Source organism: Gluconobacter potus (assembly GCF_015244705.1).
Taxonomy (GTDB): Bacteria; Pseudomonadota; Alphaproteobacteria; order Acetobacterales; family Acetobacteraceae; genus Gluconobacter; species Gluconobacter potus.
Map to the genome: position 1 here is coordinate 71,763 of NZ_JABCQF010000008.1, position 18,687 is coordinate 90,449.

Below are 18,687 nucleotides of genomic sequence, written 5' to 3' on the forward strand. Positions count from 1 at the left end.
CCACCATCCCGCATAGATTTTTTCGGAAGAATAACCCGTCTCGATGCTTGCCAGCCTGCTCGTTATTCTTCTGTATCTTTGCTTTCTGCCCGTTATCTCCCTTGTGCTGGCCCGGCAGCCTCACAAGGATCTCCCGCCTTGGGCAATCTGCCTCTCGCTGGTCGCGACCGAAACGTCGACCCTGACCATCGTCAGTGTCCCAGGCGTGGCTTACCTCAAGGGTTATGTTTTTGTCGGGCTGGCCATTGGATACCTGATTGGCCGCACGGCGGTCGCAATCTGGTTTCTGCCGCTGCATGAACGCGGCGCGACATCCATCTATCGCTATATCGGCCAGAGATTTGGCACAAAACTGCAGAAGCTCCTCTCCGGCACCTTTCTGATCACCCGCCTCGTCGCCGAGGGGGTTCGCCTCTATGCCGGAATGCTTCCCGTCTCGATGCTGTTTGCCAGCATGGGCTATCCTGTCTCGGACCTGCTTCTTCTATTTCTGATCGTTCTGCTGACGCTGGCCTATACGATCGCGGGTGGCCTGAAAGCCGTTGTCTGGTCTGACAGTCTTCAGCTTGGACTGTATCTGGGCGGAAGTATTGCCTGTCTTGTCGTGATCTGGTGCCGCGCGGGGGCAGTTCCCTTTCACTGGGCCCCTGTCTTCAGTCACGGTCTGCCCGCTTTTACAGATCCGTTTTCCATTGCCGGCGCTGTCATCGGCGGGGCCATCCTGGCTCTGGCTTCGCACGGGACCGATCAGTTGATGCTGCAACGTTGTCTAGCGGCGAAGACGCTCAATGGTGCGCGCGGGGCGATGATCGGCAGTGTTTTCGTTGTGGGAGGGCTTTTTGCCCTGCTTTCCTGCATCGGTGTGGCGCTACGTGATCTGATGCCGGCTCAGGGTGCCCGGCCCGACGTACTGTTCCCGCATTTCATCCTGACCCTGCCGCCCGTGTTAAGCGGTCTCATGATCGCAGGCATACTCGCCGCGACCATGGGATCCCTGTCCAGCGCCATGAATGCCATGGCGGCCGCAACCCGGGCAGACTTTATGCCGCACGGCCCGTTCTCCCTAAGGAGTCTGACGGCGCTCTGGGCTTTTCTTCTCGTTCTGACCGCGCTGCTGTTTTCGCGCCCGAGCGGTTCGGCTGTCGTTTTCGGCCTCTCCATCGCGTCTTACAGCTATGGCGCCACGCTCGGAGTGTTTCTGCTGGCCATGATCGGCCATTCCCGGGATGAACGGGCTGCGATTGCCGGTTTCATATCCGCGGTGATCGTGCTGGCCCTCGTCTCGCTCGTCAGGATCGAGGGGCATCCCATTGCCTTCCCGTGGCTCGTTCCGATCGGTGTCGCGGCCACGTTTGCCGGTGCCGGGACCTTCTCAGGCCTGAGGCGGATTGGCCTGCAGGAATGAAGCCATGGAACGCTGTGCAATGGCCGCTTCCCGGCCCAGACGGATCAGGCCGCCGATCTGCAGTGGATGTCGCAGCAGGGAACCCAGCAGGCCCGGTACATACACGGCCCCGTCTTTGACGCTGGTCTTGACCGCAGGCGGAAGGTCCCGCGTCGCATCGTCACACACCACCCGCAGAACGGCAAAAGGTACGCCTGCATCGGCAACAACGCCGCTTTCCATGTCCACCGCCAGGCATTTCGTCTGCGAAAAATACCAGGCTTTTTCCAGACCCAGTTCCACCAGCACATCGCTGTGCAGGATGCCCCCGCGTCGCGCATAGGCCGAGCCGAACATTTCGCTTAGATGCGGATCGCAGGAAATATCCCTGTCCTGGTAGCGGACATGGTCCGCCACGATGACTGTTCCAGGTGCGACGTCTGTTGAGAGGCTTCCCGCACATCCGAAAGACAGGAGTTCCGTTGCGCCTGCCTTGAGCAGACGTTCCACCCCCCTGCGCGCACCTTCCGGCGTGGCATTGCTCAATGCCACGGGAGCATTCGGCAGGAAGCGCCGGATCAGACGGGCTTCCTGTTTCAGACCTGCGAGAATACCAAGCATCAGAACCCGTACTCCACCTTGCCGCTGTTGCTCACACCGAGATTGCGATAACGGGCCAAGGCAGTCAGCGGGAAGAACTGCTTGTAGCCATGATAGCGCAGGTAGAAGACCTTCGGGAAGCCAACGGCATTATAGGCTTCTTCCTGCCATTCGCCCTTCTCGTTCTGCTGGGACACGAGATAGGCCACACCGCGCTTGACGGCCTCACTCTCGCGGCGACCGACTGCCATGAGAGCGAGGACGGCCCAGGCAGTCTGGGACGGCAGGCTCTTCTTGTACGTACCGGCGGTGCCGCCCTCGTAAGTGGCGCAGTCCTCGCCCCAGCCGCCATCCGGACGCTGGACGCTCTCAAGCCAGTTTACGGCTCGCAGGACCATCGGATCATCATGCGGCACGCCTGCGATGTTCAGGGCGCATAGAACCGACCATGTTCCGTAGATGTAATTCGTGCCCCAGCGACCGAACCAGCAGCCTTCGGGCTCCTGTTCCGAGCGCAGATATTCGATCGCCTTGAGGATGACCGGCCGGTCGTCCGGGTCTCCAAGCTGCGCCAGGAAAGAGATGCAGCGCGCCGAAACATCCGCGGTCGGCGGATCCAGAAGGGCGCCGTGATCCGAGAAGGGAATGTGGTTGAGCAGTTCGTGGTCGTTGTCGATATCGAACGCACCCCAGCCGCCATTGGTGCTCTGCATGCCGATGATCCATTCCCGGGCGCGGGAGATGGCCTCGCGGCTGTTTTCGGGATCGACACGATGCAGCAGCATGGCCACGACGGCGGTGTCATCGACGTCCGGATAGTAATCGTTCTCGTACTGGAACGCCCAGCCACCGGGACGAAGGTCCGGCGCGTTGATGGCCCAGTCACCCTTGACGTTCAGGATCTGGTGTTCCCGAAGCCATTCGGCGCTCTTTTTCAGGGCTGCGAGTGTTTCTTCGGTTTTCGTACCGGCAGGTCCGGATGCGGCTTCGATCATCGCGAGGCCCGACAGACCCGTATCCCAGACCGGCGAGACGCAGGGCTGGCAGTAGATCTCGTCACCATGATCCACGAGCAGATCTTGGATTGCGTCCCATGCCGTTTTGGCGCGCGGATCGCTGTCCGGCACGCCCTGAGCGCGGTACATCATCACGACATTCGCCATGGCCGGATAGATGGCCCCGAGGCCACCCCGGCTCAGACGCGGCTCAATGAAATCGCTGGCGGCCTTGAGGGCCTTTTTATGAACGCTGCGCGGAATGAGCGGCAGGACCGGACGCAGCGCGGAGTCCAGATGCTTGAAAAACCGCCCCCAGACCGAGCGGTACGGCCCGCGGATCCAGTCTTTGACTTCGGAAGGTGGCTTGACGAACAGCTCCTGGACATGGATGCCGCGCGGATTGATGGCCTTGGGACGCAGCGCGTTGAGCACCAGAAGCGGCGCAATGACGGCCCGGGACCAGTAGGACATGTTCCAGACGGAGAAAAACGCCTTGCGTGGCAGGAGCATGAGCTCGACCGGCATCACGGGTGTTGCGTCCCACGGCACTTCCCCGAACAGGGCGAGCTGGATCCGCGTGAACACGTTCGTCCGCGCAGCGCCGCCGTGATCGAGAATGGCCTCGCGCGCAATGCGCATGTGAGGCGCATTGATGTCGTCCCCGATCGCCTTGAGCGCGAAATACGCCTTTACGGTTGCCGACAGATCAAAGCCGCCGTCATGATAAAGTGGCCATCCTCCGTGATCGCCCTGGATGCGACGCAGATAGACACCGATCTTGGCCTGTTTTTCCGGGTCGATCCGGTCGAGATAATGTTCGAGCAGTACATATTCCGCAGGGATCGTCGCGTCCGCTTCGAGCTCGTAAACCCAGTGTCCGTCTGATTTCTGCTTCCCACCCAGCGCGGCCTGCGCTCCCTCGATGGCATGATTGATCTCATCGGGTTCGACGGATTGGCGGGACAAGGTCTCGCTCACGCGGTCCTCCTTTTCCAGAATATCAGAATAGATCAGCATTGTTCGGTTCTCCCGACACAGGCGGTCCTGAAAGGCGGGAGCTGTGTTACAATCATGACTGTGAGAGCGCTCATCACGATCCCGTGTTTTCAACGGCGGAGCGGAAACCCAGCGCCGCCACGGCCTGAAGACCGGACTGGATAGAGCCTTCGATCGTGGACGGCAGACCGGTGTCGGTCCAGTCCCCCGCCAGAGCCAGATTCATGAGATCCGTTCGGGGGCCGGGGCGCAGCCGGTTCTGTTCGGGTGTCGCGGCGAATGTTGCCCGTTTTTCCCAGATCAGACGCGCGGGCGGCATGGCCACCGGAAGCGACTGCGACAGGACGGGATCAAGCGCGCGCCGGATCTCGGACCAGATCGTGGCCAGCAGTTCGCTGTTCTCGCGATTAGCATAGCGGTTGGCCGCACTGACGGTGACGGACAGGATATCGCCCTTGAGGAAGATCCATTCCGAAATGCCGCCAACCAGCCCCACAAACCCGGCCTGAGCCACCACGCCCCGGGCCTGAACCACGGCCGGGAGGCGGAAATGCGCGTTCGCGATGCTCTCGAAAGCGTCCGGCGCTTTCAGCCCCGGAAGCAGGGACTGCGCGACAGGCCCCGGGACGGCCATGATGACCTGATCTTCAGGGCCGAGCTCGATCCGCCCTTCAGCGGTTTCGAGCGCCGTTGCCCGGCCATTCTGCTGTTCGATGGCACTGACGCGGATACCCGTGCGGACATCGCCGTGAAACCGCTTCAGGTACGCCACAGCTGGGTCGATCAGTGTTTCGGACAGTCCCACCTCCGGGAACCAGGGGCAGCAGGCCATGCCGCCCTTGGCGAGGGATTTGCGGATCACGTTTCCAAGCAGTTTCGCACTGCCGGTATGGATATCCGTATTGAGAACGGAAATCGCAAAAGGCACGAGCAGCCTGCGGCTCAACTGCCCGGAACTCAGGCAGGCATCCACGGTCGTGTTCTCGCCGGCCCGCAGAAAGCGCCCCAGGGAGGCCAGTTCCGACAGCTTCATGCCCGGGACGCGTCGGCCCCCCGGCAGCGCCCAGAATGGAAGCTTTCCTTTCGACAGGCGCAGCGTCCAGGCCAGACTGTCCTCGAGATCGTAATACGGAAAGATCGGCAGGCCTGGGCCGGTCAGGGTATGGCGCGCGCCGATGATGTCCAGATAGCGGAACGTCAGATCGTTCGCTGACAGGATCAGGTGATTGCCATTATCGATCCGGGCATCGAGGGAGCGGTCATGAAAGGAGCGGGCGCGTCCGCCGCAGGCCGGTCCTGCTTCGTAGACCGTGACCCGGGCCTGTGCTGCCAGCTCGATTGCGGCGGAGAGGCCTGCCAGACCACCGCCGATGATGTGGACATGGCTCATGGGTCTTACTTCACATACGCTGCGAGAGTACGCAGCTTTCTCCAGGGTTTGCAGACTTTCGGAGCAATATCCGGCGTTTTCCAGCCGCGCTTTTCCAGCGCTGAGAGGATCGGCGCATAGGATGCCGCCATCATGCGGGCCGGACGCATCGCGGTGCTGTCACACAGCTGCATGGCATTGCGGGCTTCGCGGAAATGGTCCTTGGCGCGTTGTGCAAGAATACGGGCGACCTGATCCAGACCGTGAGCGTACAGCGCTTCCTGCGGGTCCTTGGGAACATCGAACCGCGTCAGAAGCTCGGCGGGAAGATACAGTCTGCCCCGCCCCGCATCTTCGGCAATGTCGCGCAGAATGTTGGTCAGCTGAAGCGCGCGCCCCAGATGATAGGCCACGCGCCGCGCATTGTCGGACGAGTCACCGAACACGCAGACCGAAAGCCGTCCGACTGCAGAGGCTACGCGGTCACAGTACAGGTCGAGCGTCGCCTCGTCGGGGGCAACGATCGGTGCGCCGCAATCCATGGCCATGCCGTCGATGACGTCATGGAAATCCTTGGCCTGAAGCTGGTAGCGATGGATGGCAACGATCAGGATGCGATCGAGTGCATCCGTCGCCACACCTTCATAGAGCTGGTCAATCCGCCGATGCCATTCCTGAAGAGCTGCCATCGGGTCCGCGACGCCGGCGTCGCCATCCGCAATATCGTCCACCTGACGGCAGAAAGCGTAGACCGCGAACATCGCCTGACGCCGGTCCGGCGGAAGAATGCTCATCCCGCGGGCAAAGGACGTTCCCGAAGCGGTGACGATCCTCTCGACATGGTCCAGATCGGCCTGCGCGCAGGGAAGACCGGAAGAAGCGCGCATCCTGCTGAAAACCATGTCTGTCCCCTGTCTCGTTTCAGAAGATCAGGGTTCTAGACCCAAATCCCCCCGAGACAAAGATGACCTGAACGGAAAGGCGTGCCATGCGTTAGGGTGATGCTAAAACGCAACACCTGAAGAGGAGTCTTTGCGCCATGCGTTTCCTTCCCCAGATGAACCCGGCCCTTCTTGCGGGGGCAGTGGCAACTGCGATCCTCTCGGCACCGCTTGCCATCGCGCAGACCACACCCCCCGCGACAGCCAGCGGCCACGCCGAGCATCTCCTCGCAGACGATCACTCCTGGAACGGCACTCCTTACGACCATTACCCGGCAACCCGCCCGATGCTCAGCATGATCCGGCTGACGATCCCAGCGCATTCCGCCCTGCCCTGGCATGTGCATCCTTACCCCAATGCGGGCTATGTGCTTGAAGGCACCCTCACGATCGAGGACCGTGAGAGTGGCAAGAAACGCACGTTCCATCAGGGCCAAGCCTTCGCGGAATCGGTCAATGACGTGCACCGGGGCGTGACCGGTGATGGACAGACGGTTCTGCTGTTGACCTATGCCGGCTCTCCCGGAAAGCCGACATCCATCCCCCTTCCCGGCCAGCAGAAAGAATACTGAAAATATCCTCCGGGCCTGCTTTGACAGGGAAAACGTTTCGGAACTAACATGTTCTGGCCTTAGTCTGGAGTATGGCCCACAATGACCAGTTCCCTCTCTCCCGCCGCCCGCAGCGACCTTCTGGCGCGGGGCTACTCCCGCCGCAGTTTCGGACGGATCGCCACGCTTCTGGCAGCGGGCGCGACCGTTCATGCCCTGACGAAGTCCGCGCATGCCGCCATTCTCCCGTCAGGCATCAACTTTGAAGGGATGACCCGTCTGGGTAGCAATGAATGCTGGACAGGCCCCTTCCCGGAAGCCGCGCAGGCCGGTGCTTCTTCCGTTTTCCAGAGCAACCGCTACGACCCGACCGGCCACATGCGCGATGATCTGGTCAAGGCTGCTTCTGACGTGGAAGGACTTCCCGAGAGCCATGTCATGACATGGTGCGGCTCGTCCGATCCTCTCGCCCGCGCGATTGTCACGTTCTGCTCGCCCGCCCGTGGGCTTGTCACGGCAGATCCGAGCTATGAAGCCGGCTGGGTGGCTGCTGACTGGCTGAAGATCCCCCTCGCCCGCGTGCCGCTGTCCGCCAAGGGCGGCTATCGCACCGACGTCCGCGCCATGCTGGCGGCCGACCCCAATGCCGGCGTCTACTACATCTGCTCTCCGAACAATCCGACCGGGACGCTCACGCCTCTGCGCGACATCGCATGGCTGGTCGAGCACAAGCCGAAGGGCTCTGTCGTTCTGGTCGATGAAGCCTATATCCACTTTTCAGAAGCGCCGAGCGCCGTGGAAATGGTCGCCAAGAACAAGGACGTGGTCGTTCTGCGGACCTTCTCCAAGATGTTCGCCATGGCGGGCATGCGTCTTGGCCTGACATTCGCCAGACCCGATCTGCATGAAGCCATGATGCGTTATGACGGCAAGAGCGCGACCGCGATGCTGCCGGTCCCGGCCATGGCCTGTGGCACGATGAGCCTGACCATGAAATCAGCCATCGCTGCCCGTCGTCAGGAAATGATTGCAGCCCGGAACATGACGTTCCAGCATCTGCGCAAGCGTGGCATCCATTTCATTCCGTCGGATGCGAACATGTTCGTCATTGACTGGAAGAAACCGGCAGAGCCGATCAAGGATGCGTTTCTGCAGCAGAAAGTCGTGATCGGACGCTCCTGGCCCGTCTGGCCGAATGCCTCCCGGATTACCGTCGGTTCCATGGATGAAATGAAGATCTTCTGTACGGCACTGGACCGGATCATCGCCTGATCCGATCCAGTCTCCCTGCCGTTCCGTCTCAGCTGGCGGCAGGGAAATAACGCAGCGCCCGGAACAGGGCCTTCGCCCCATCCGTCTTCGTCAGGGCCACACGCTCCAGCAGTGGGTCCTGACGACGCAGACGTGCTGCCAGAATGTGGCACAGTTCCACAATGACGGCCGCTTCCAGTCGCATCCGGCGATCCCGGATCAGGTGCGGCAGGATCCGGGCATTTCTGTTGAGCACGTCCACACCATCCAGCATCCGGTCGAACACGCGGCGCACTCCCGGCTTGCTGCGCACCAGACGCAGGTCATCCAGACAGACGCCCTCTTCTTCCAGCCACGGCAGCGGCACATAGCACCGGTCGAGGACCTTCAGATCGTCCGCAACGTCCTGAAGATGATTGACGACCTGAAGCGCGGAACACAGGGCATCGGAAGGCGCGAGCGTCTCCTCTGCCTCACCATGCAACAGGAGCAGGAAGCGGCCGACGGGGTTTGCTGAATATTTGCAGTAATGCAGCAGCTCGTCCCAGCTCTCGTAGCGGGTCTTTTCCGCATCCATGCAGAACGCTTCGAGAAGATCCGTCGCCGTTTCCAGCGGAACGCCCGTCTGAAGGAGCACTTCGCGCAGCTTGACGGCAGTCTGTGCGTCAGCGCGCGGAGGTGCGCTGATTTCGCCCCGGATGACCGCCGCCATACCCCTGAGCCGTGCAATTTTTTCGGCAGGCGTCAGCTCTGTCGTGTCCACCATGTCATCCGCGACACGCGCAAAATTATAATAGGTATGGACGTAAGGCCGGAGCCGTGGAGCGATCAGGAAGGAACCGACGGGAAAGTTCTCGTCGGATTTGCCTTTGGCAGAGGTGACGTCTTTCGTCCCCCAGATGCTGTCTGTCACGATGTTTCATCCGTGTAGGAACGATTTTTCCAGCGCACGCCGACCCCGCGGTGGTGATCGAGGGCCGAGCCGATGGTTGCCGCCATATAGAAGGCCGCAACCAGCGGAAGGGGAATGGCACGCCATAGTGGCAGGCCAAAGCGGCGGAGCGTCGGTACGAATGTCAGGCAGGACAGCAGATAGGTCAGAAGCCCGACCCGTCGTTCCCGCCCCTTGCCGAACAGGGCGAGTGCCACCGGCAGAAGCCAGATCGTCGCCATCCCGATGATCGTTGCAAGCAGCAGGACCGGCGAATAGCGCAACTGCACATAAGCCGTCCGGGCGATCATGTGCCACACGTCCTTCATGCCGCGATACGGCCGTACGGACCACGCCAGGGCACTGTGCCCCAGATAGAGCCGGCCACCCGAACGCTTTACATGTGCAGCCAGTGTGCAATCGTCGATCAGGGCGCCGCGCAGGGCACTGATCCCCCCGATCCGCTCCAGCGCCCGACGCCGCAGAAGGATGGTCCCGCCAGCCGCACCTGCGATCCGCGAATGTTCGCTCGCAATCCGCGAAAACGGATAGAGCATCGCAAAGAAATAGACGAACGCCGGAACCAGGAAACGCTCTGCAGTGCTCTCGCAGTTCAGCGCCACCATTTCCGAGACAAGATCCAGATCATCTTCCCGGGCCTTGGCGACCAGAGAGGAAAGATGGCCCGGGGCATGCATGATGTCCGCGTCTGTCAGCAGGATGTAGCCATAAGGGCCGATCCGCGTCAGGGCTTCCTGCTCTCCCTGATGGACCGCCCACAGCTTGCCACTCCATCCGGCAGGGCGCTTCTGGCCCGAAATGACGGTCAGGCGGTGATGCGGATCAGGCAGCGCGCGTGCAATGTCGCCGGTCCCGTCCGTGCTCTCGTCATCGACCAGGATGACGGACAGTTTCCCGTCATAATCCTGTTCCAGAAGGGATGTCAGGCACTCACGAATGGAGTCCGCCTCGTCCCGGGCGGGGACGACCACCGCCACGTCCGGTGCGCAGACCGGCGTGGGCTTCTGGGCGAGAATGGGGCCTTTCTGCCAGAATTTCCCATGGAACAGCGAAAGATAGATCCAGGCTCCCAGGCTGGTCAGTGCAGTTCCGAACAGCATTATTTCATCCGTCCGTGCTGACGGAACCAGGCGATGGCATCTGTTACGGCATCGCGGGCCGGGCGTGGGGCATATCCGAGTTCTTTCTTCGCCTTGTCGGACGAGAAGAACATCAGTTTCTTGGACATGGCCAGCGTCTCACGCGTGACGCGCGGCTCGATGCCGAACCCGCGGGCCAGCCATTCGGACACAAGCGCCACGGGATAGAGCCAGGACTGCTTGAGCTTGACGGCAGGAGGTTTCACCCCGGCAATCTGGCTGACCATGCGGAACAGGTCGCCCAGCATGATGTTCTCACCGCCGAGAATGTATTTCTCGCCGATCTTCCCCCGCTCCAGTGCAAGGGCATGACCTTCGGCGACGTCATCGACATGAACGATGTTCAGCCCGGTCTCGACATAGGCCGGCATGTTTCCGCTGGCACAGTCGAGGATCATCTGGCCCGTGGGCGTCGGCTTGATGTCCCGCGGCCCGACTGGCGTCGAGGGGTTCACGATGATCGCCGGCAGGTTCTTCTCGAGGACCAGACGAAGGACTTCCTGTTCCGCACGGTACTTCGAAAGCTTGTAGATCCCGATGACCTGGCTTTCGGAAACCGGCGTGGTTTCGTCTGCCGGCACACCGTCGCTTCGCAGCCCCAGGGCCGCAACCGACGAACAGTAAATGATTTTTTCCACGCCAGCCTCGAGGGCGGCCAGCATCAGGTTGCGGGTGCCTTCCACATTGGCCTTCATCATGGTTTCCGGATCAGGAACCCAGAGTCGGTAATCGGCAGCAACGTGGAACAGGATTTTGACGCCCTTCAGCGCCGGAGCGAGCGTGTCAGGATCGGAAAGGTCACCAACGGCAAGTTCCGCGTTCAGCTCAGCAATATTTGAACGGTCGGATGTCGGCCGGACGAGAAGCCTCAGGCGGTGGCCGCGTTCTTCTAGGACGCGGGCGACGGCAGAGCCGACAAACCCCGTAGCCCCCGTAACGAGTGTGACATCGTTCATGGTGGCAGAGTCTCCTTGGGTCATCAGCAGATGGTTGCAATTTATGACAGCATAATCCCCCCGGCTTTTCGGGGAAAGCGTCTGAAAGGGTGGAATATTCACCCTGTGTGCGATAGAGCGTGTCCAAACGGTATGTGACGAAGACGTTGAAAAAAACTCTCCCTGTTCTGCTTTCCCTTCTCGGGGTGGCCCTTTTCACCTTCATTGCGGCCAAGGCGGGTATTCATCCCGTCATGGAAGCACTTTCAAAAGTTGGTGTTGGTGGCTTCCTGCTTCTCGCGGCCTGCCAGCTTCTGATCGACATGGGGCTCGGCGTTGCGTGGCATGCGGCGGTGCCGCTGCTGAGCGTGCGGCGCCTCATGGGAGCGCGTCTGGTCCGTGACAGCGCAGGGGCATGCCTCCCCTTCTCGCAGCTCGGTGGCATGGTCATTGGTGTCCGCGCCACGCTGGCCGGTGTGGATCCCCGCACCGTCAAGGGAGAAGAACTGCACTGGCCCGAAGGTGTCGCCGCAAATCTGGTGGACATCACGACTGAGGTTCTGGGGCAGATCGCCTTCGTCCTGATCGCCCTTCTCTGCCTGATCGGCCATCACGGGGCCTCACGATTTGTCTGGCCGCTCATCGGTGGCATGGTTCTGCTGAGCCTTGGAATCGCCGGCTTCATCTGGACCCAGCAGCGTGGCGGAGTGATGGTCCGCAAGGCTGCGGCGTTCCTCGGGAAGCACATTGCCGCGGAATGGCGCGATTCCCTGATCGGCAATACGGAGACCTTCCAGTTACGACTCGAAAGTCTCTGGAGCCGGCCGGACAGGATTTCCCTCGGCGCATTCTGCCATCTGCTATGCTGGATGGGCAGTGCAGCCATGACGTGGCTGGCCCTCCAACTGCTCGGCGCCCATGTCGGATTTTTCTCCTCGGTCGCAATCGAAGGCGTGGTTTGTGGCATCATGTCGGCCGGTTTTCTTGTGCCGGGCGCTCTTGGTGTGCAGGAAGCCGCCTACGTCGCGCTGGGCATGATTTTCGGCATCGATGCCGAAATCTCGCTCAGCCTTTCCCTGCTGCGCCGCGGACGGGACATCCTGATCGGTATTCCGGTCCTGCTAGTCTGGCAGATTGTGGAAATGCGTCGGCTGCGTCATGCGCCTTCTGCGGAAGTAAGCAAAAGCACGCCGGCTCCTTCTCCGGCTTCCGCCCGCAAGACCGTCATTCCCCCCGCTGTGACTGCCCTTGCCGGTAACATCAAGAAAGAGGCCACGTCCCGGGACGGCAAGAAAACCGAGGACACCCCCTTCGCGACGGCTCCCAGAGTTCTATGACACCTCTTTTCAGGTCTCTCTCGGTCATCGGCCCGGGGCTGATCGGCTCGTCCGTTCTGCGCCGGGCCCGTGAAACAGGGGCAATTGCCGAAACCCTGATCGCCGCCGACTCAAACCCCGCCGTTCTCGAACGGGTCCGGGAGCTGGGCATTGCGGATATCATGACGTCCGATCCTGCCGTCGCGGCGCAGGCAGACTGCGTCATGATCTGCGTTCCTGTTGGTGCGGTGGAACAGGTCGCCCGTCAGGTGCTCCCGTTTATGAAACCTGGCAGCATTCTGACGGATGTGGCCTCCGTTCGTGGACAACTCGGCCCGACACTGGCGGCGATCCTGCCTGAAAACGTGGCGTATGTTCCCGGCCACCCGATGGCTGGAACTGAACATTCAGGGCCGGATGCAGGATTTTCGACCCTGTTCGAAGACCGCTGGGCCCTGCTCGTTCCGCCTGAAGGCGCGGATCCGAAGGCTGTGAACACGATCGAACAGCTCTGGACGTTGTGCGGAGCGCGCACGAAAATCCTGTCTGATGAAAAGCACGACAGGATCTGCGCCATGGTCAGCCACCTGCCGCATCTCCTCGCCTTTACGATCTGCGATACCGCAGACAACCTGGCCGATGAAATCCGCGCGGCCGTCCTGGATTATGCCGCGTCGGGCTTTCGTGATTTTACACGGATTGCGGCGTCGGACCCGGTCATGTGGCGGGATATCTTCCTGGCCAACAAGGAAGCGCTGCTGGGGACGCTCGACAAGTTCGTGGCTGACACGCAGGCAATGGCCGATGCAATCCGTATCGGTGACGAAGCGGCCATCACGAGCCGGATCGAGCGCGGGCGCGCCATCCGCCGGACCCTGATCGAAAACCGTCAGGCCTGAATCCTGCTGAGCTGAACTACTCAGACATAAGCGACTGCTGGGCGAACGCCCGGCAGTCGCTGGCATGTTCAGGCTGTAATGACGCGCAGGGTGTTCGTGCTGCCGGAATGACCCGAAGGCAGGCCGGCCAGGATCAGAACCCGATCCCCGGTTTTGCAGAAACCCATGTTGCGTGCGAGTTCGGCAACAGGACCGGCCAGAGGCTCGATGCCCTGAGTGCTCTGTTCGCTGTTGATCAGATGCGGAAAGACGCCCCATACAACGCACAGCCGGCGTGCAACCCACAGTTCGGGCGTTAGGGCAATAATCGGACAATGCGGCCGCTCACGGGACAGGCGCATGGCCCCTGCTCCACTCCGGGTCCGGCATGCGATGGCGCCGGCATGAAGCGTGCGGCTGACCTGCCAGGCGGCCTGAACGATCGCGCTCTGGACGGTTTCATCCGGTGCCGGGCGCAGACGGTCCATACGGAGACGCCACTCGGTGTCCTGCTCCACGCGCTCAGCAATCCGCACCATCATCGAGACAGCTTCGACAGGGTACTTGCCTGCCGCACTTTCCGCCGACAGCATGACGGCATCCGCGCCATCGTAAACGGCATTGGAGACGTCGGACACTTCGGCGCGCGTCGGCGTCGGGCTTTCGATCATGCTCTCAAGCATCTGTGTCGCGACGATGACCGGGCGGCACTGCTTGCGGGCTTCGGCAATGGCGCGCTTCTGTGCGACCGGAACTTCCTCGGGCGGCAGTTCCACGCCCAGGTCGCCACGCGCCACCATGATCGCGTCCGACAGGTGCACGATGGCTGCCAGATCATCCATCGCCTGCGGCTTTTCAAGCTTGGTCACGATGGCTGCACGACCTGCCGCGATCTCGCGGGCTTCCTGCACGTCCTCGGGGCGCTGCACGAACGAGAGCGCCACAAAATCCACACCCAGCGACAGTGCGAAGTCAAAGTCGCGGCGATCCTTCTCGGTCAGTGCCGGAATGGGCAGCGTCACGTCGGGAACATTGACGCCCTTGCGCTCCGAGAGCTTTCCGCCCACGACCACAACCGTCTCAAGGAACCCCTCGCCCGTCTTTACGACACGCAGCTTGAGCTTGCCGTCATCCAGCAGGAGATGGCTTCCCGGCTTGGCGGCGGAAATGATTTCCGGATGCGGCAGGCAGACGCGCGAAACCGTACCGGGTGTCCGGTCCAGATCCAGGCGGAACGGCTTGCCTTCCTCGAGGATTACCGGACCGTTCTCGAACAAGCCGACACGCAGTTTCGGTCCTTGAAGATCCGCCAGAATGGCCAGCGGATGCCCGACCTTCTCCTCGGCGGCCCGGATGGCGGCATGGCGCTCGCCGTGATCCTCATGTGCGCCGTGGGAGAAATTGAGCCGGAAGACATTCACGCCCGCCTGCGCCAGGGAAAGGATCATCTCGGGTGAGGATGAGGCCGGCCCAAGAGTCGCGACGATCCGCGTGCGGCGGTAATGGGAACTGGATGTCATATACGGCGTCCTCGATCGAAAAAATCAGTTTGGTTGAATCGTCTCACCCGGGAGCAGCCCCCAGAAAAGACGGCGGGGCAGCCAGCCCTCGTAGCCCTTCACACTCACGCGGCACCACTGGGAGTTCTGGGGGCACAGCTTGATGTTGCCCACCGTTCCCTGCTGCAGCACCGCGATGACGGTGCTATCTTCTTCCGGATGGCTCATGAGGAGCACATCATTTTTATGTGCCCGCGCCTCGTCCTGAGTGGCGACACGGGCGAGAATACGGGCATCGGCCTTGCCGATATGGTCGCCTTCCTGCGCGCTCGCCTCGCCGTTCTGGGCTTTCACGCCTTCGGGAGGCAGGCCCGGAATGACAAAGGTCCGGCTGCCATAGAGCGTTGCCTGATGCACCCAGCCCTTCTGGCCATCGGAATCCTCGACAAGGCGCCACACATCGAATTCACGCTCGATTTCCACGGGCAGTCCGCGGCGGTGATAGACCCAGTCGATCGGATACCGGTCTCCCGGCCCGCGACGCATATAGACCTTGTCGGCCCGGAGCGCGGCATAGCGCGGCAGCGGCAGTCCGGTGTTGCTGCCTTTGTCCGTATTTTCAGGCACTGGCGGAACGGGCGGAGTTGCAGGCTGATCCGCTGCTGCTGCACCCGCCGCCGTTGCGGCAGCGCCCGCAGCAACCGCCGGAGCGGCATGCTTCAGAGCTGCATGATGTGCCGCTTTGTGCTTCGCAGTCGGTGACGCGGTTTTTGCCGCATCGGCCTTGTGATGCTTTTTGGCCGACGCATGCTTGTCCGCAGCCTTCGCGGCCGTCTCCCCATGCTTCTTGTGATGATGGGCAGCCCAGGCATCGGAACTCACGAAGCCCGGAGCAGCAAGCAGGACCGTACCTGCCAGCAGCGCGCGAAGAAGAGCGGAATGGCCTTTGGCGGGACGCAGAGGGAAGACTGACATTCTCATGAGCGCATCCCTGCCAAGGGCCGAAGGTTTGGGCAAGTCATCAAAACGGGAAAGACGTCCGAAAATCGTGTCTTGGGTAGAAACTTACAGCGCAAGGATGGGATTGTCTCCCGCCAGTTCGAGAAAGCTGACAATTCCCCGCACCGTGATCCCGTCCAGCAGATCCTTTTCAGACAGACCGGCCATTCTGAGGCCGGCCTCACAGGCCATGACCGTCGCGCCGAGATCCAGCACCGCCTCCCGGAGCTCCCCGAACCCCGCGATCCCACGGGCCTCGAGCTCACTGTCCGCAATGACGCCTTCAAGCCCCTGCCAGTCCGGCGCCAGCGCCAGAACGCTGCGTCCGCCGGCAAAAATCGTCACATCGCGTCCGAGCGACAGGCAACCCGCTGCAACGACAAGTGCGTAATGGGCCCGCTGCCAGGAATCGTCGGCCAGCGTCAGGAACATGGGCTGTGTCATCAGGCTACCCGCTCATCATGATGGATCTGGCAAGTCGGATCACGCTTCAACACGAAACTCTCCATCGTTCCCGACAGCGCGTCCCAAAGGCTCACCCGTGTCTGGTCCGTTCCTTCCAGTCCGATGATTTCCCGCATGACTTCTACCGCCATCAGGCTCCCCATGACGCCCGTCGCTGCGCCAAGCACGCCGGACATGCCGCAGTTCGGCGCTTCTGTCTGGGCGGCTTCGGGAAACAGGCACCGATAGCAGGGGCCTCCCTTCTGCGGCCTGAATACGGCCAGCTGTCCCGAAAATCCCTGCACCGCCCCGGACACCAGTGAACGGCCATGGCGCACGCAGGCATCGGAGACGGCCAGGCGTGTGGCAACGTTGTCGGTTCCGTCACAGACCAGATCATATTGCGGCACAAGCGCATCCAGCGTGGTCTCCGTCGCGCGAACCGGATGCGGACTGACTGTAATCAGCGGGTTCAGCGCCCTCAAACGCCTCTCCGCGGCCTCGACCTTGAATTGCCCGACATCGCCGGTGCTATAGAGAACCTGCCGCTGCAGATTGCTAAGATCGACGCGGTCATCGTCCATGATCCCGATACGTCCGATTCCCGACGCAGCGAGCTGTTGAAGCAGGGGAGCCCCCAGCCCTCCCGCGCCGACCACCAGAACTGAGGCCGCCCGAAGCCGCGCCTGGCCGATCGCCCCGACCTGAGGCAGGAGAATGTGGCGGGAATACCGTTCCAGCTCGTGGTCGGAAAAATTCATGTCCATGAAATGATGATAATTGCTGACTTTCACTCTTGAAAGACGTTAGCGTCGGTGTCGTTCAACACTGTCCTGGTGTCTCGCAGGACCCGAGCAGAGAAGTCATCATGAAAAACGGTTTTCGCAGAGTCATGCCGCGCGCATGGCAGGGACTTGGTGTCAGTGCAGGCGCTGTTCTGGCCGCCTACGCGGTGTCGCCCTATCTCGCCCTGTGGGATATCGACCGGGCCATGAACGGCAACAATCCGTCGCGCCTGGCGCCTCATGTGGACTGGTCAGCGCTGACGCACTGCCTCAAGGAACAGTTTACGCCCGCGGCTCCTGCCGATGACGATCTGCCGGGATTCGGAAGTTCATTTGCAGGACAGGTCGTGTCCAATGCCATCGATACGCATCTGACGCCCGCGACCCTGATGACTACGGCGCATCAGGTGATGCCGCATGGCCCCGCCACGTCAGACTGGCTTGGAATGTGGCATTCCATGCATGCCCATTTCGTGAGCCCCGGAAAGTTCGAGGCCAGTCTGGATCAGCCGGGACAGACACCATTCGTCCTTCACATGAAGTTCGAGCACTGGGGCTGGAAGATCACGCGATTCGAAATGCCTGCCCCGGCTCACGCTGCCTGAGGCTTAACGCTGCCTGGGATTTCAGGCAGCCGGCAGGTCTTCTTCCAGAACCGTGATGTGGATGGCGTAGGAGACCTCGCCTTCGTCCTCATCACGGTGAACCGTTCCGATGACTTCTCCGGCAACGGCCAGTTCAACGCTCATGCCCTTGCGGCTGGGCTTGTTGACCGTGAGCTTCGGGGAGCCCAGCAGGCGCTGGAGCGTGGTCTGGAGGCGTGTCACCTCGGATGGGGTCATATCGGCCATTGGTGGCATTCCTGTGATGCAAGGGAACTGCCCTCTAACCCATCATCCGGAACAAAGGAACCCGCTTCCTCTATCCCCGTCAGGGATGCTGATGTAGAAACAGGACACTTCACATCTGATTGTGACCTGTTCGTCATGAATCGTTCCGGGTCTGCAGTCTGCTTCCCTTACGCGCAAAGGAGACATGATGCGCCCCGTTTTTACACGTATGTTCGTTGCCCTGACGGCTACCGCAGCCCTTTCGGGGTGTGGTTATTTCGATTCCCGCAGCGCTCACAAGGCACAGCTGGAAATGGTCGGGATGACCAGCTACGATCTTCAGGCCTGTGCCGGTATTCCGGGCAGCACAAAAAAGCTGAACGATACGACCGAGCTCTGGCAGTATGACGGGACCATGGCACTTCCGACCATGCCGGCCGATTCCGGCTTCATTCCCGTCCAGTCCGCCATCAGCATCTACCAGTCTGCGTTCGGTGGCGGTGGTACGGCATGTCGCATGCTTGTTCGCATGGATCATGACCGGGTTTCGGAAGTGCATTACACGGGCAATGACGACGAATATATCGGAACGGACGGCATCTGCTCCATTATTACCCGCGGTTGTGCCCGTCAGCGTGAATCCACGATGCGTCGCGTGAATGGTGGGCCCTTTGGTCCTGTCTCGGGCTTCCATCCGCCCCGCACGCCGCCCCAGAATGGTTCGGCGACATATTCCGACCAGTCAGGAAAATATGTTCCGAACTTCACAAAAGACGACACCCAGCCGGTTATTCAACCGGTCAAGTAAATCGCAAAGTAA

Annotated in this window: 19 protein-coding genes; 7 read left to right on the forward strand and 12 right to left on the reverse strand. The window is 61.3% G+C overall.

Annotated features, from left to right (window positions below):
- The first annotated feature begins 43 nt into the window (after positions 1-43).
- Positions 44-1,405, forward strand: coding sequence for a sodium:solute symporter family transporter (locus tag HKD31_RS11815; protein ID WP_194265196.1), 1,362 nt, complete (start codon positions 44-46; stop codon positions 1,403-1,405).
- Here HKD31_RS11815 and HKD31_RS11820 read toward each other — a convergent pair.
- The 4 genes from HKD31_RS11820 to hpnD form a co-directional block, all read right to left on the reverse strand.
- Positions 1,373-2,005, reverse strand: coding sequence for a phosphorylase family protein (locus HKD31_RS11820; RefSeq protein ID WP_194265195.1), 633 nt, complete (start codon positions 2,003-2,005; stop codon positions 1,373-1,375). The two genes, HKD31_RS11815 and HKD31_RS11820, sit on opposite strands and share 33 nt — an antisense overlap.
- Positions 2,005-3,999: a squalene--hopene cyclase gene (gene shc, locus HKD31_RS11825; RefSeq protein WP_194265194.1), complete on the reverse strand. Its 1,995-nt coding sequence runs from the start codon at positions 3,997-3,999 to the stop codon at positions 2,005-2,007. Before shc ends, HKD31_RS11820 begins: the two co-directional genes overlap by 1 nt.
- 73 nt (positions 4,000-4,072) lie before the next feature.
- Entirely contained in the window at positions 4,073-5,368 is a 1,296-nt protein-coding gene (gene hpnE, locus HKD31_RS11830; protein WP_194265193.1) for a hydroxysqualene dehydroxylase HpnE, read from the reverse strand.
- Between the two features lie 5 nt (positions 5,369-5,373).
- Positions 5,374-6,249 carry a presqualene diphosphate synthase HpnD gene (gene hpnD / locus HKD31_RS11835; RefSeq protein WP_194265192.1) on the reverse strand — a complete coding sequence of 292 codons (876 nt, stop codon included), beginning with the start codon at positions 6,247-6,249 and terminating at the stop codon, positions 5,374-5,376.
- 137 nt (positions 6,250-6,386) lie between these two features.
- Here hpnD and HKD31_RS11840 point away from each other — a divergent pair, with 137 nt between their 5' ends.
- The gene (locus HKD31_RS11840; RefSeq protein ID WP_228120600.1) at positions 6,387-6,860 is read left to right on the forward strand and encodes a cupin domain-containing protein; all 474 of its coding nucleotides are present in this window, start codon (positions 6,387-6,389) and stop codon (positions 6,858-6,860) included.
- A gap of 81 nt (positions 6,861-6,941) precedes the next feature.
- On the forward strand, positions 6,942-8,111 hold the full coding sequence (locus HKD31_RS11845) for a pyridoxal phosphate-dependent aminotransferase (RefSeq protein WP_194265191.1): 1,170 nt from the start codon (positions 6,942-6,944) through the stop codon (positions 8,109-8,111).
- A gap of 28 nt (positions 8,112-8,139) precedes the next feature.
- On the opposite strand, the gene hpnC is transcribed toward HKD31_RS11845, so the two are convergent.
- Genes hpnC through hpnA form a run of 3 tightly spaced genes read right to left on the reverse strand, consistent with a single transcriptional unit; the run spans position 8,140 to position 11,137 of the window.
- Positions 8,140-9,003 carry a squalene synthase HpnC gene (gene hpnC / locus HKD31_RS11850; protein WP_194265190.1) on the reverse strand — a complete coding sequence of 288 codons (864 nt, stop codon included), beginning with the start codon at positions 9,001-9,003 and terminating at the stop codon, positions 8,140-8,142.
- Positions 9,000-10,142, reverse strand: a complete 1,143-nt coding sequence (locus tag HKD31_RS11855) for a glycosyltransferase (RefSeq protein WP_062458921.1) — start codon at positions 10,140-10,142, stop codon at positions 9,000-9,002. Before HKD31_RS11855 ends, hpnC begins: the two co-directional genes overlap by 4 nt.
- Positions 10,142-11,137 (reverse strand): hopanoid-associated sugar epimerase, encoded by a 996-nt coding sequence (gene hpnA / locus HKD31_RS11860; protein ID WP_194265189.1) that lies wholly within the window; start codon positions 11,135-11,137, stop codon positions 10,142-10,144. Before hpnA ends, HKD31_RS11855 begins: the two co-directional genes overlap by 1 nt.
- 134 nt (positions 11,138-11,271) lie before the next feature.
- On the opposite strand from hpnA, the gene HKD31_RS11865 reads away from it, so the two are divergent.
- Both HKD31_RS11865 and HKD31_RS11870 read left to right on the forward strand, forming a co-directional pair.
- Positions 11,272-12,453: a lysylphosphatidylglycerol synthase domain-containing protein gene (locus tag HKD31_RS11865; protein WP_194265247.1), complete on the forward strand. Its 1,182-nt coding sequence runs from the start codon at positions 11,272-11,274 to the stop codon at positions 12,451-12,453.
- A complete protein-coding gene (locus HKD31_RS11870; protein ID WP_194265188.1) occupies positions 12,450-13,331 on the forward strand; it encodes a prephenate dehydrogenase/arogenate dehydrogenase family protein in 882 nt (293 codons plus the stop codon). Before HKD31_RS11865 ends, HKD31_RS11870 begins: the two co-directional genes overlap by 4 nt.
- A 68-nt stretch (positions 13,332-13,399) precedes the next feature.
- On the opposite strand, the gene pyk is transcribed toward HKD31_RS11870, so the two are convergent.
- The 4 genes from pyk to HKD31_RS11890 form a co-directional block, all read right to left on the reverse strand.
- The gene (gene pyk, locus HKD31_RS11875) at positions 13,400-14,830 is read right to left on the reverse strand and encodes a pyruvate kinase (protein WP_194265187.1); all 1,431 of its coding nucleotides are present in this window, start codon (positions 14,828-14,830) and stop codon (positions 13,400-13,402) included.
- Positions 14,831-14,854: 24 nt separating this feature from the next.
- Positions 14,855-15,790 (reverse strand): SH3 domain-containing protein, encoded by a 936-nt coding sequence (locus HKD31_RS11880; RefSeq protein WP_194265186.1) that lies wholly within the window; start codon positions 15,788-15,790, stop codon positions 14,855-14,857.
- An 84-nt stretch (positions 15,791-15,874) separates the two neighbouring features.
- Positions 15,875-16,252, reverse strand: a complete 378-nt coding sequence (locus HKD31_RS11885; protein ID WP_194265185.1) for a DsrE family protein — start codon at positions 16,250-16,252, stop codon at positions 15,875-15,877.
- Positions 16,252-17,019: a HesA/MoeB/ThiF family protein gene (locus HKD31_RS11890; RefSeq protein ID WP_194265184.1), complete on the reverse strand. Its 768-nt coding sequence runs from the start codon at positions 17,017-17,019 to the stop codon at positions 16,252-16,254. Before HKD31_RS11890 ends, HKD31_RS11885 begins: the two co-directional genes overlap by 1 nt.
- A gap of 101 nt (positions 17,020-17,120) precedes the next feature.
- Here HKD31_RS11890 and HKD31_RS11895 point away from each other — a divergent pair, with 101 nt between their 5' ends.
- Complete coding sequence (locus tag HKD31_RS11895) at positions 17,121-17,642, forward strand: DUF2939 domain-containing protein (protein WP_062448183.1); 522 nt, start codon at positions 17,121-17,123, stop codon at positions 17,640-17,642.
- Positions 17,643-17,663: 21 nt separating this feature from the next.
- Here the strand turns inward: HKD31_RS11895 and HKD31_RS11900 are convergent, their stop codons facing one another.
- On the reverse strand, positions 17,664-17,888 hold the full coding sequence (locus HKD31_RS11900; RefSeq protein ID WP_011253749.1) for a DUF3126 family protein: 225 nt from the start codon (positions 17,886-17,888) through the stop codon (positions 17,664-17,666).
- Positions 17,889-18,075: 187 nt separating this feature from the next.
- Here HKD31_RS11900 and HKD31_RS11905 point away from each other — a divergent pair, with 187 nt between their 5' ends.
- Positions 18,076-18,675: a hypothetical protein gene (locus tag HKD31_RS11905; protein ID WP_062498183.1), complete on the forward strand. Its 600-nt coding sequence runs from the start codon at positions 18,076-18,078 to the stop codon at positions 18,673-18,675.
- Positions 18,676-18,687 lie beyond the last annotated feature (12 nt).